General features: G+C 64.3%; 8 protein-coding genes. 4 read left to right on the forward strand and 4 right to left on the reverse strand.

Annotated elements, in window-relative coordinates:
• Nucleotides 1-186: 186 nt before the first annotated feature.
• The gene (locus tag PSRA_RS03825) at nt 187-891 is read right to left on the reverse strand and encodes a response regulator transcription factor (protein ID WP_094660575.1); all 705 of its coding nucleotides are present in this window, start codon (nt 889-891) and stop codon (nt 187-189) included.
• A gap of 110 nt (nt 892-1,001) precedes the next feature.
• Nucleotides 1,002-2,228: a sensor histidine kinase gene (locus PSRA_RS03830; protein ID WP_094660576.1), complete on the reverse strand. Its 1,227-nt coding sequence runs from the start codon at nt 2,226-2,228 to the stop codon at nt 1,002-1,004.
• A gap of 450 nt (nt 2,229-2,678) precedes the next feature.
• Between PSRA_RS03830 and PSRA_RS03835 the strand changes: the two genes are divergently transcribed.
• Nucleotides 2,679-4,154, forward strand: coding sequence for an MDR family MFS transporter (locus PSRA_RS03835; protein ID WP_245834874.1), 1,476 nt, complete (start codon nt 2,679-2,681; stop codon nt 4,152-4,154).
• Nucleotides 4,155-4,182: 28 nt separating this feature from the next.
• Here PSRA_RS03835 and PSRA_RS09475 read toward each other — a convergent pair whose 3' ends face one another.
• Entirely contained in the window at nt 4,183-5,262 is a 1,080-nt protein-coding gene (locus PSRA_RS09475; protein ID WP_094660578.1) for a CPBP family intramembrane glutamic endopeptidase, read from the reverse strand.
• An 864-nt stretch (nt 5,263-6,126) separates the two neighbouring features.
• On the opposite strand from PSRA_RS09475, the gene PSRA_RS03845 reads away from it, so the two are divergent.
• Nucleotides 6,127-8,010: a glycoside hydrolase family 32 protein gene (locus tag PSRA_RS03845; protein ID WP_094660579.1), complete on the forward strand. Its 1,884-nt coding sequence runs from the start codon at nt 6,127-6,129 to the stop codon at nt 8,008-8,010.
• A 557-nt stretch (nt 8,011-8,567) separates the two neighbouring features.
• Here the strand turns inward: PSRA_RS03845 and PSRA_RS03850 are convergent.
• Nucleotides 8,568-9,407, reverse strand: a complete 840-nt coding sequence (locus PSRA_RS03850; protein ID WP_211280480.1) for a DUF5067 domain-containing protein — start codon at nt 9,405-9,407, stop codon at nt 8,568-8,570.
• Between the two features lie 473 nt (nt 9,408-9,880).
• Here PSRA_RS03850 and PSRA_RS03855 point away from each other — a divergent pair, with 473 nt between their 5' ends.
• Together PSRA_RS03855 and PSRA_RS03860 are read left to right on the forward strand one after the other, a co-directional pair.
• On the forward strand, nt 9,881-11,539 hold the full coding sequence (locus tag PSRA_RS03855) for a sensor histidine kinase (RefSeq protein ID WP_094660581.1): 1,659 nt from the start codon (nt 9,881-9,883) through the stop codon (nt 11,537-11,539).
• Nucleotides 11,540-11,656: 117 nt separating this feature from the next.
• Nucleotides 11,657-12,331, forward strand: a complete 675-nt coding sequence (locus PSRA_RS03860; protein WP_094660582.1) for a response regulator transcription factor — start codon at nt 11,657-11,659, stop codon at nt 12,329-12,331.
• Nucleotides 12,332-12,528: the final 197 nt, after the last annotated feature.

A 12,528-nucleotide genomic window follows, 5' to 3' on the forward strand; every position in this document is an offset into this window, starting at 1 on the left:
CAGGACGCGGCTTTCCGCGCCCCTCGGGAATCCAGACCCAGCATGGCCATACGGCCCTGCGACTGAACGTTTTCACGATATGCCAATCGGGCCGGCCTCGGAGAGAAGATAAATGAACAGAAAATGAATATCCGTGTCCCGATGCGAAATGCGCCCGGGGACGTTCCCCAGGCGTCCACGGGTCCCTCAGGCGCGGTCGGGATCGTCGATCTTGTAGCCCAGGCCGCGCACGGTCGTCACATAGCGCGGATGCGACGGATCGTCCTCGATCTTGGCACGCACGCGCTTGATATGCACGTCGAGCGTCTTCGTGTCCCCCACGTAATCCGCGCCCCACACGCGGTCGATGAGCTTATGGCGCGTCACCACATTGCCCTGGTTGCGCAGCAGGCATTCGAGCACCTCGAATTCCTTGAGCGGGAAGAATACGGGCTCGCCGTGAACAAGCACCTGATGCTCGGCCACCTTCATCTCGATGGGCCCGCAGAGCAACGGCTTCTCGTCATCCGTCGGGGCCTGTGCGGAATCCACGTCGCGGCGGCGCAGCACCGCGCGGATCCTCGCAAGCAACTCGCGGTAGGAGTACGGCTTGGTCACGTAGTCGTCGGCGCCGATCTCAAGGCCCACGATTTTGTCGATCTCCGAGCTCTTGGCGGTCAGCATGATGATGGGCACCACCGATGTCTCGCGAATCTTGCGGCATACCTCGATGCCGTCCATCCCGGGGAGCATGAGGTCGAGCAGGACGAGGTCGATGCCACCGTGCGAGAACGCCTGGAGACCCTCCTCACCCGTTTCGGCGGACAGCACGTCGTACCCGTCCTTCGTCAGGCGGAAGACCAGGGTCTCCCGATACGATGCCTCGTCCTCGATGATGAGAATCCTCGTCATGGGTGTGTCGCTCCTCCATATATATCGACATGCATATCGATGGCGTCGCCGCGCGGGTAGGGCGCGGCTCACCTCTATTCATCATCCCCGACTCGCGGGCCGGCCGCAAATCAGACGATCGCCATGCGTTCCGCGACGGGTGCATCGTGGGGCGCGACCACAACACCATCGTCATCATCTGTCGTGACGCCGGATCCTGCGGTTTCGACGGGCGGCAGGCAAATCGTGAACGTGGAGCCGTCGCCGGGCTGCGACCACACGGTTACGGAGCCGCCGGCCTCCTCCACCACGTTCTTCACGATGGCCAGGCCAATGCCCGTGCCGCCGGTATCCCGCGAGCGCCCGCGGTCGACGCGGTAGAAACGCTCGAAGATGCGCTTTTGCTCCCCCGCGGGAATACCGATGCCGTTGTCGACGACGCGAATGCGGGCGCCGCCGTCACAGCGATCGACGGTCACGCCGATGCGCCCTCCCTCGTCGGAATAGCGCACGGCGTTCTCCACAAGGTTCTTCACCACGCTGCGCAGGTCCTTGGGGCTGATGCGCGCGGTGACGTCGCAGGCGGTGTTCAGCGAGACGATCATGGATTTCCTTTCGCTGAGCACCGAGACATCGTCTACGGCTTGGCGCACGACGGGCGCCACCTCGATGGGCACAAGCGAGGAATCGGGGACGATGGTCTGCGTTTTCTGCAGTTCGATGAGCTTGGAGATGAGCTCGCTCATGCGCGCGGCCTCCTGCGAGATGCGCATGGAGAAATGACGCACGGCGTCGGCGTCATCGGCGCAGTCGGTCAGCGTTTCGGCGAGCAGCGAGATGGCGCCGGCGGGCGTCTTGAGCTCATGGGACACGTTCGTGACAAAATCGCGGCGCGTACGTTCGAACAGCACCTGGTCGGTGATGTCCACGCCGGTGATCGTGTACAGGCCGTCGCCGACCGGAGCGACGGTGACGCTGTGCCACGTCTGACCGTCGTCAAGCGAGATGCGGCGCGTGCGTTGGGTGCCGGAATCGGCCACGACGCTGAGCATGTCGAGGATGTCGGCGTTGGTGAAGCGGCCGTCCGTCCACAGCGTGGAGTCAAGCTGGCGGCTGATGAACAGGGTCCGGCCGTAGCCATCGCTGACGGCGACCGGCATGGGAAGCGATTCGAGAAGCGTATAGACGGCGACGTTGCGTTCGGAGTCATGGGAGAACAGCTCATTCACTCCGTCGGACGGATACGGGCCACGCAGGTCATCCTGCCCATCGCGCAGACCCACGCGATAGCACAGCGTTCCCACGATCAGCATGGCCACGATGGCGACCATGACGACCACTGCCATGTGATAACCCATTGACCCTCCAGACTTCGAGAGGCCTCGCTCTCCTGCCGCCCCCTGTGTTCTGCCAATGCGTCCTGCCTATGCCGGATTCCGACGGCGCAATCGTATGACAGTGTAAGGCATCGGGCCGGGAACGAGCCATGTCCTCCGGGGCTTTCGTGCAAGATTTCGCCCAGAGTTTACCCTCCGTTCAGCCTCGTCGCCGCCGCGGCATAACGTAGAGGCATCTGAGTATACGGACACGGCGGAACAGGCGCAGAACGAGGAAAACCGGGAGGAAAACCGGACCGGCGCCGCACACCGTGCATACCGCAACCACACAGCGCCACCTTGCGGCGGCCACATCGCGGCGACGCCACGCACACCATGGATATCGCGCACAACCGGCACGCGAAGCCGGCACCCGCAACCGGCATACGCAACCGGCATACGGAAGCATCGCAATCGTATCGAAGGAGAAGCATGGGCAAAGAGATCCTGACACGCACGAATTCGTTCCATAATGGACATCTCACGCATCCGGCCTTCGTGTCGCTTGCCATCCTCACCGTCATCACCTTCGTCGGCAATTTCACGCAGCTGCAGCTGTCGAGCGCGCTGCCGCAGATCGTGGCGGATTTCGGCATCCCCACCACCCTCGGCCAGTGGATGACCTCCGTCTTCCAGCTCGTCATGGGCATCATGGTGCCGCTCACCGCGTTCCTCACCACGCGTTTCAGCACGCGGCGCATCGTCATCGCATCCATGGTGGTGTTCACGCTCGGCTCGCTGCTCGCCTGGCTCGCGCCCACGTTCCCGCTCGTGCTCACCGGCCGCACGCTCGAAGCCATCGGCTCGGGCATTATGTGGCCCGTGTTGCAAATCACGATTTTCGGCATCTTCCCCTTGGAACGGCGCGGATTCGCGATGGGCTCGCTCGGCATGGCGCTCAGCGTGGCGCCGGCGATCGGCCCGGTTCTCGGCGGTTGGCAGACCGATACCTCCGGATGGCGCTCCATCTTCCTGTCGCTGACGGTGCTCGGCGTGCTGTGTCTCGTCGCGTCGGTGCTGTGGCTTCGCAATTTCAACGATGGCGACGCCTCGCAGCGCGCCGATTTCTTCTCCGTGGCGCTGTCGATTTTCGGATTCGGCGGGCTGCTGTACGGCTTCACGAATATCGAGAGCAATCCAATCTCCTCGCCCGTGTGCTGGGCGCCGATGACCGTGGGCGTCGTGGGAATCGTGTGGTTCGTGCTGCGTCAGACGCATATGGACCGGCCGCTGCTCGACCTCAGCGTGCTGCGCAACCGCAGCTTCCGAACCGGCACCATCGTGGCGTCGCTGTCGTTCTTCGCATTCAGCTCGATCATCGTGTTCATGCCCATGTATATCCAGGACCTGCGCGGGTATTCGGCCACGATGAACGGCGTCATCTGGCTGCCCGGAGCCATCGGCATGTGCATCGCGCAGTTCTTCGGCGGGCGCATGCTCGACCGCTACGGCGCGCGTCCCGTGGCGCTGTGCGGATCGACGCTGCTGATGCTCGGTACGCTCGGCATGGCCACGCTGAACCTCGGGTCGTGGATCTGGCTTGTGTCGATCTACCAGTTCACGCGCATGCTCGGCATGGGCTTCACCCTTATGCCCGTCACCACATGGTCGCTGAACTGCCTGGAGCCGCGGCTTGTGTCGGCCGGATCGGCCGTCACGAATACATGCCGCCAGCTCGCCGGCGCCATCGGAGCGCCGGTGCTCGTGGTCACGATGTCATCGCTGACGCGCATGCGCACCGGGCAGCTCGCGCAGTCCCCCAATCCCTCGGTTGCGGCGGCCGCGGCGCAGGACGGGCTGATGTTCGGCATCCACTGGACGCTGGTGATTTCGACGATCATCAGCCTGTGCATGCTGATCGTCATCATCGTCGGCATCCGCGGGCGCGGCGCGCGGCGCGGCGCCTGATTGCGGGCTGATTGCGGGCGGCGCCGTGTCAGAACGGGCGGCGCGCGCCGTAGCCAATCGTGGTGTAGCCCGGAGCGCCGTAGCCTGGGGCGCCACCGTAACCTGGGGCGCCACCGCCGGGAGCGGCATATCCGGCATTGGGACCACCGTACCCGGCACCGGGGCCGCCGGGCGCACCGTACCCCACGCCAGGCTCGCCGGGCTCCGCGCCATTCCCGCGCGACTCCTGTGCGGCAAGCGACGCCACGGTCGCGGGCGCCGGAATCGGCGTCGGCACGCCGTACAGATTCGCCACCTTCGCCTGCAGCCGCGCCACACGCATCCGGTCGAGGCGGTCGTCGATCTCCTTCTGCTCGTGCAGCTCCACCGGCCGCTTGATACGCAGCACCCTCACGTAGAACGCCAGCAGGCCGGCCACCAGCAGCACATACAGCGGAATCGACACCATCAGCGGCATCTGGTCCCACGCGATGCCCATGCTCGAATACGCCAACTGCACAAGCCCCATATTCGACGCCATATGCACCACGATGCAGGGCCACAGGCGCCCCGTCAGCTCGAACAGCGCACCCTGGAACAGCGCGAACAGCGCAATCGCCGGCACGAAGGTCCACACGGGATGCATCACCGTGAACAGCGCCGTCTGCGTGAGCATCGCGAGCCACGGCGCCGCAAGCCGCATGCGCCCGTACAGAACGCCGCGGAACATGTATTCCTCGCAGATCGGAGCCACGATCACACCGAGCACCAGATACGAGGCGGCGTCCTCGTCGGCCATGTCGGTCTGGTAGTTGTCGGGCGACGGAAAGGCCGCCTCGAGCCCCGCGTACAGCGACTGCTCGATCGACGACATGACTATGAACGCCACGATGATGCCCAGCACGAGCGGAGCCGTCATATGCACACGAATCGGGCGCGACACCCCGCGCGTGCCTTTATAGAGGTAGACCAGCACCGGCAGCATGAGCAGATCGCAGACGATCGACAGCACCGCGTCGCTCGTATCCTGCAGCAGCACGGACATCGGCGTCGAAATCAGCACCCACGCAAGAAACGCCACCAATGGCGTGGTGATCATCCACCCTGCGTTGCGTCCCCGCTTGATCATGTGGTCCTGCCTCCTCGGGTTGGTGGGTTGTCCTTTCCCATACGATTTTCCCGACGATACCACCGCCGCTTGCCTGGTCGGCGGCCCGCCGACGGGGCGTCCGGCCACGGCACGCCCTACGCCTATCGTACGGCCTCGGCCGGGTGTGCCGGCGCAAACCCGACCGAGGGAGCACAATCGTGTGCCTTCGACGCCGGTTACACCCCTCACAGCGCCTCCCCACCGCCCTAACCCCCACCGAGGGTGCACAATCGTGCACCCTCGACCACGATTACCTCCACCCAACGCCCCATCCAGCACCCTAATCCCCACCGAGGGTGCAGAATCGTGCACCCTCGACCGCGATTACACCCCTCACTGTGCCTCCCCACCGCCCTAACCCCCACCCAGGGAGCACAATCGTGCACCCTCGACCACGATTTAGTTGGAATCTGCCGGGTTCGAGAGGGACAACCCAGGCCGAGGGAGCAGAATCGCGCACCCTCGACCGCGATTACCCAGCCCGACACCCCCTTTCAGCACCCTAACCCCCACCGAGGGTGCAATCCCGTGCACCCTCGACCGCGATTACCCAGCCCGGCACCCCTCCCCACCACCCTAACCCCCACCGAGGGTGCAATCCTGTGCACCCTCGACCACAATTAGGGTGGAATCAGCCGGATTCAAGAGGGGCAATCAGGGTCGAGGGTGCACAATCGTGCACCCTCGACCGCGATTACCTCCGCCCCACGCCCCATTTGACAACCTAATCCCCACCGAGGGTGCAATCCCGTGCACCCTCGACCGCGAAAACTCATAGGAATCAGCCGGGAACGCACGGGGCATCGTCGGCGTGCCTTGCGGAGGCGGTGCGACAATGGTTGCATGGCTACACCTTGTTTTTCATCCCACGGCTACGGCGACGTGGAGGTCTACGCGGAGCGGATCGACGACGATGCGCCCGCGGCAATCACCGTGATGCGAACGAACGGGACCACGCCCACGCGATCCCATGACGATGCGGGGATCAGCGGCGCCGCGGGGGCGTTTGATGGCGGCGATATCGTGGCTCGTGCGGAATTCCCCAAGGGCCAGTGGCGCGCGCATCTGACGATTCCGCTCCCCGCTGACAGCACCACCGACGGCGCCACCAACCACAATCCCGACACCGCGAACGGCGCCTCCGCACCGGAATACACCCTCGTGCCGGTCAACGCGCGCATCGGCATCGCGTATCTGTCGGGCCGCGACGACATCCTCGACGCGGGCATCCGCTACGTCTGGCCTGTGCCGACGCCCGAGGCGCCGATGGACAAAGGCCGCGCATCCACGCATTTCCAGCCTGTCGCGCGCTGGATGAACGACCCGAACGGCCTGTGCTATTTCCAGGGCCGCTACCACATGTTCTATCAGTTCAATCCCTTCGGCTGGCAGTGGGATCAGATGCACTGGGGCCACGCAGTCAGCCGCGACCTCGTGCACTGGACCGACCTTCCGGTGGCCCTCGATCCGCAGCCGAGCCTGTACCTCGACCGCACGGAAACGGGCGGCGCCTTCTCCGGCTCCGCCATCCCGATCGACGATGACGGCGTGCCATGCCCCGGCGACGAGGCGACGGCACTGGCCGTGTTCTTCACGCGCGACATCACGCGCAAGGACGGCACCGAAAGCGTGCGCGACGAGTGGCAGGTTCGTGCCGTAAGCCACGACGGCGTGACCTTCGGCCCGGAGACCTGCATCGTGAGCCGCCACGACGGCGACAGCATCGACGGATTCTCCATCAACTTCCGCGACGCGAAGGTGGAGGCGGTTTTCGACGATTCCGGCGCCGTGCAATACAACACGATGGCCGTGGCGACGAACCTCCCCGTCGACGGACCGACCGCGCCGCCGGCCGCCGCCATCGCGCTGTTCCGCACGGCCGGTCCGTGCGTGACGCGCAAGGACTGGACCTACTGTGGCCCCGGTCTGCTCGATTCCTCGCATCCTGGCACGGCGTCGCTCGAATGTCCTGATTACTTCACGCTCGACGGAACCGACGTGGCCTGTGGTTCGCTGATGTTCTACACCGATCCGCAAGGGCGTTACGAGCCGGTCGGCTGGTACACGGGGCGTTTCGACGAACACGGCCTCATCGGCATCGAATGCCGCGGCTACTGCGACTACGGTTCGGCGTGGTATGCCTCGCAGACCTTCCTCGAGCGCAAAGCCGGCCGCGAGCGCCGCATCCAGATTGGCTGGATTCCCGACTGGCATAAGATCCGCGTGGAGACGCCGAATGGCGTCAATGGTGCGATGACGCTCCCCCGCGAGCTGCATGTGGCGGATGACGGCCGTCTGACGGTTCGCCCCGTGCAGGAGGTGTACGACCTCATGCTCGGCGATATGCTGGCCGACGGCGATTGCGCGGAGGAGCCGGGCGACATCACGGTGCCGGGCAATGCATGGTATGCGCGGCTCACTGACCTCGCCGACACGACGCGCATGGTGATTGCATGTGTGGAGGACGGCGGGGAAAGCCGCAAGATGGTGCTCACCCGCACGGTCGGGTCGGTGCGCATCTCCACCCTCGGCGCCGCGACCGACGGCATCGACTTCGACCTGGCGGTGCCCGACGCGCAGACCATCGAGGTGTTCTACGACCACGGCATCGTGGAGGTGTTCGCCGACGGCAACGCCGCGACGCTGCTGTTCGCCGACGATCGCGACGATGGCGAGGTGGTGGTGCCGACCGCCGGCCATCTGACGGTTCGCGCCCTGCGCGTGTAGGTGGCGGCGTCGAGGCGCGGCGGCGTCGAGGCGGCGGCACGCCTAGGCGGTTTGCCGTGAGGTAGCGACCGCAGGACATCGCATCATCGCGCTGGTGCACCAGAAGGGGCCCGGTCGAGTCCATCGACCGGGCCCCTTCGTGCGCGACGATTGCCGCGCTCCCCTGTACGTCGCACCGCGGGATCCCGAGCGCATCCCTCACGGTCGAGAGGTATCACCCCGCCCGGCGACCGGTCTGGTACGACGCACGTCTCTTCATTTCTTCTGTTTTTCAGTTCTTCCGCGTCTGCAGTTCTTGTGTCTGCAGTTCTTCCGCGTCTGCATATGTGCCGTCTGCTGAATTTGCTGTGTTCTTCTGTGTTTGCGAGACTCAATCCCTGACGTTCTCGCGCCGAGCCTCCCCAGACCGGGTCCCTTCGAATCGCCAGAAGATTGCGCTCTCGCTGTTATTCTAAGGCATGCACGATGAGGCATGCATCGTGAGACATGCGTTGCGGAACGGATATCCGCGGTCGCGCAACCTAGGGCCGTCACAACCGCGGATCCGCCACCCGGCCTTAGGAGAGCTGGAAGGTATGCGTCACCTTGGGGCCGTGGTACAGCGCGAGGCCCTCGACCTCCACCTGCACCGGCGAAGAATCGTCGAGCGTGTAGGCGACCGTCACAGTGGACGAGGAGCCGGGCTGCACCTGGGAGAGTTCGGACTGCGGGTCGTAGCCGGCCGGGCTCTGCGTGTAGATGGCCACGTCGAGGCTCACGCCGTTCTGATAGACATACGGCATGAAGGCGGTGGCGAAGGATGTCGCCTCATCGCTGTTGTTCGTCCATTCGTAGGTCACCATCACGGTGTCCTTGCCGTTGTAGTCAGCACCGGCGCTGGTAGCGGACACAATCTTGAGGTGGTAGTCGCCCAGATCGCCCTCGGTATCCAGAGTCGAATCGCTCGCGGAGCTCGCGTCGGAGCTATCGGAGGTGTTGGAACTGTCGGAGGTGTTGGATGTGTCGGACGCAGACGTATCGGACGTCTCGCTCGACAGGCTTGCCGAAACCGACGACGTCGCCTCGTCGATCGCGTTCGAGGCCGCCTGCTGCATCACCAGCGTGATAACCATCGCGAGCACGCACAGTACGACGGCGGCGATGGACAGGCCGCGACCGGACTTCGGGCCGTCGGCACGCGACGCGCGGATGCCGACGATGCCGAAGATCAACCCGAGGATGCCCAGCACGAATGCCGCGTTGTTGATAATCGGAATGAAGCTGAAGATGACGCCGATGATGCCAAGCACAAGGCCTGCGATGGCCATGCCGGACACCTTCTTCGCCGCCGCGGGCTGGGTGCCCTGCGACTGCGGCGTGGTATCGGACTGGTAGCTCTTCTGCGGTTCGTCGCTCATAACTCTCCTCTCATATCGACCGTCTCGTATATGGACGCCCCTTGCATGAGGCCGTTTCCTTTCCGGAACCGTTCCTCTTGCGAGTTCTCTTCCGAGGGCTTCTCCCGGGGTTCGATTCCCGAAATCGTCGCCAGGGAATCGTTGCGATTCCCGAGACAGTCTGTTGTTGTTGCTCTGTTGTTGCTTTTTCTCCGGTCGTTCCCCTGATGGGTCATTCCCCGAGGTTGATTGCCACTGTATGGACATTCCGAATCCGCCGACAGTGTCCGACATGCCATATCGAGATGAACGAAAGGACAATGGCGCCGATATATCGGTCTCGCGTAAGGTGGCGGTTAAGATAAGCGTGACTGGAACGAAGCGCGCCTAAAACGCGCGGCGGCGGAAACGCCGACCGGCACGTCATGTCGCGCCTCGCGTCAGACGATGGGCACAGGCGGAACAAGGCACAAGCAAGAAGGGAGGTGGCGGGAATGGAACCGCACAGCACCACGCAACACGGCAGCACCATGCTCCCCGTGTCGCCCTCGGCTGCGCCCGACGGCGACACCGCCGATACCTCCACGGGTTTCACCTCGTCGAAACTCGCCACATTCGTCGTCACCGTCATATGCATGGTGTCGAATTTCATCACGATGATCATGGCCGCCCACGCGACGCCCGTCATCACGGACAAGGCCCCGTGGCTGGTCATCATCGCGACTTTCGGCATCGCGCTGGTGCCGCTGGCGCTGAGACATCGCGACGACTCCGCCGAAAGCCTGGACAGGCTCTCCATCACCGCCGCCGTCCTGACCCTGCTGCTGCCCATCGGCCCCGCCTTCGCCGCAACGATGCTGGGCTCGCTGATCGCCCGGCGCACGTCGAATATACAGAACAATCGGCTGGTGTGGATGCAGGCGATATCCATCATCGTCACCAGCTTCCGCGACGCTTTCCTTCCCGGCGACGGGTCGATCATCCGCATGATCCTCACCGACAGCCACAATCCGGACGTCGCCTCCGCCGCGCCGCCCCAGGCAACGGTGCTTATCACCGACCTCATCTGCGCAATCGTCTGGATTCTCATGGCCGTGCTCATCGGTCTCAACGAGCGCCATCGCGCCGTCGCGGACACAGCCGTGCGAAAAAGCACCCTCGAGCAGACGAAAACCAAGGAGATCCAGTCGGCCCTCATCAGCCAGCAGTTCGCGGATGCCGTCGCCGCCGAAGCGCATGACACGCTGGCGCATAGCCTGACGGATATCGCCATGAACTCGAACCTCATTCGCTTCCGCGCCGAACAGATCACCAAGGCGGCCCGGGCGAATGCCGCGGGCAGTCCGGAAGCCAACACGGCGCATGCCGCGACCATCCCCACTCCGCGCCATACTGATCCGCCCTTCCCGGACGTCACCGAGCCCACGGCTGTCGGTACTGGCTCAGACTCCAGCGCCAACTCTGTCTCCGGCCCCGGTTCCGACAGCATTCTGGAACAGGCATCGGATACCGAAACGACGGCCGCTTTCGCCGCGACGGCAGATATCGCGCGCCTCGCCGAGGATATCGCCATGTATGCGGAGAATATCCGCCGCGAGGCCGCGGGAGCGCTTGACGAAACGCATGGCATCATCGACGTGCTGCGGCATCCCGACCGGGAAGACAATATTCTTATGCCGCGTCAGGAGATTTCGCTGGCTTACGATTCACTGAAGGCGCTGTTGGAGGATGCGCGCAGCGCGGGCCTGAGAATCGACACCTGGATTAACCTCGAGAACTGCGAGGCACTCGATCCGGCCATCAGCACACTCGCCTACCGAATCGTGCAGGAAGGCCTGACGAACGCGCAACGGCATGCGCCCGGCACCACCGTGTCCCTTCAGGTCAGATGTGCCGAGGGCGACGGCGTGTCCATCGATATATCGAACGAGGCACCCGACGAAAACGCTCCGATCACCGCAGACGCACCATCCGCCACCGCCGATACACGCAAAACCGCCGATACACGCAAGCTGGGCGGAACCGGGCTCGCGGCCCTGAAACAGCGCGTCGAATCCGTCGGCGGATCCATGCTCTACGGACTCAACTGGAGGCATGTCTTCAATCTGCATGTCTCCCTGCCGCAGGAACCGCTGGCAGAAACCGCTGATTGACATTCGAAACGCTGGCGAAAACTCCAAACCGTTGACCGAGATCCGAAACCACTGCCCCAAACCACCGACCGAATCCCGGAACCATCGTTTCGCCGTCATTCGCGCGGTTCCACTACCATGGAACGCGTGACCGACACCACACCCATTCGACTCATCATCGCGGACGACGATCCGCTGGTCCGTCAAAGCCTCGAGCTGCTGCTCGCGCAGGCTTCGGACGGCCGCATCGACGTCGTCGCGACCTGCGCCGATGGACAGGAGACGATCGCCGCCGCGGAGCAGAAGAATCCCGATGTCATTCTCATGGACATGGCCATGCCCCATCTCGACGGCATCGAGGCCACGCTCCGCATCAAAAGCGCCAATCCTGACGTGCGCATTCTCATCCTCACATCGCTGTCACCGCGCAACGCGGTCGAGCGCGCCGTGGAGAAAGGCGCGGACGGCTTCATTTCCAAGGCCGACGATATCCGGGATATGGTGCGGCATATCACCGAGGTGCACGCCGGCCGGCCGCAGTTCAGCCCGTCCAGTCAGCAGCAGCTCCTCGCCGATATGCGCGCGACGCGCCTCAACTCGCGTGAGGACGAGGCCCGGCGGCTGCTGGATTCCCTCCCGGAACGCGAACGCGAGACCGTCATCCATGCGGCCAAAGGGCTGAGCAACCAGGAGATCGCGCTGCAGATGTGCATCAGCGAACGAACCGTGAAGGCGCATCTGATGTCGGCCTGCGACAAACTCGGCATGAACCGCGTCATGCTCGCCCGTCTCGTCGAACGCGCCGGGCTGTAAGGAGCCCGGGCAACGAGGGCGGCGGAATCGGCACCGAGGGTGCGCGCAATTGCACCCTCGACCGCGATTACCCCCGCCAAGGACGGCCCAAACCCGCCTAACCCGCGCCCAAGGTGCACAATCGTGCGCCCTCGACCGCGATTGCACCCGCCACACCCGCTCACAGGCCATCTAACCGGCACCCAAGGTGCGCAATC

It is taken from the genome of Pseudoscardovia radai (genome assembly GCF_002259605.1).
GTDB lineage: Bacteria > Actinomycetota > Actinomycetes > Actinomycetales > Bifidobacteriaceae > Pseudoscardovia > Pseudoscardovia radai.

Excerpts from the sequence above, each read along its gene's own strand:
- PSRA_RS03825 (WP_094660575.1), bottom strand. The coding sequence starts at position 891 with ATGACGAGGATTCTCATCATCGAGGACGAGGCATCGTATCGGGAGACC.
- PSRA_RS03830 (WP_094660576.1), bottom strand. The coding sequence starts at position 2,228 with ATGGGTTATCACATGGCAGTGGTCGTCATGGTCGCCATCGTGGCCATG.
- PSRA_RS03835 (WP_245834874.1), top strand. The coding sequence starts at position 2,679 with ATGGGCAAAGAGATCCTGACACGCACGAATTCGTTCCATAATGGACAT.
- PSRA_RS09475 (WP_094660578.1), bottom strand. The coding sequence starts at position 5,262 with ATGATCAAGCGGGGACGCAACGCAGGGTGGATGATCACCACGCCATTG.
- PSRA_RS03845 (WP_094660579.1), top strand. The coding sequence starts at position 6,127 with ATGGCTACACCTTGTTTTTCATCCCACGGCTACGGCGACGTGGAGGTC.
- PSRA_RS03850 (WP_211280480.1), bottom strand. The coding sequence starts at position 9,407 with ATGAGCGACGAACCGCAGAAGAGCTACCAGTCCGATACCACGCCGCAG.
- PSRA_RS03855 (WP_094660581.1), top strand. The coding sequence starts at position 9,881 with ATGGAACCGCACAGCACCACGCAACACGGCAGCACCATGCTCCCCGTG.
- PSRA_RS03860 (WP_094660582.1), top strand. The coding sequence starts at position 11,657 with ATGGAACGCGTGACCGACACCACACCCATTCGACTCATCATCGCGGAC.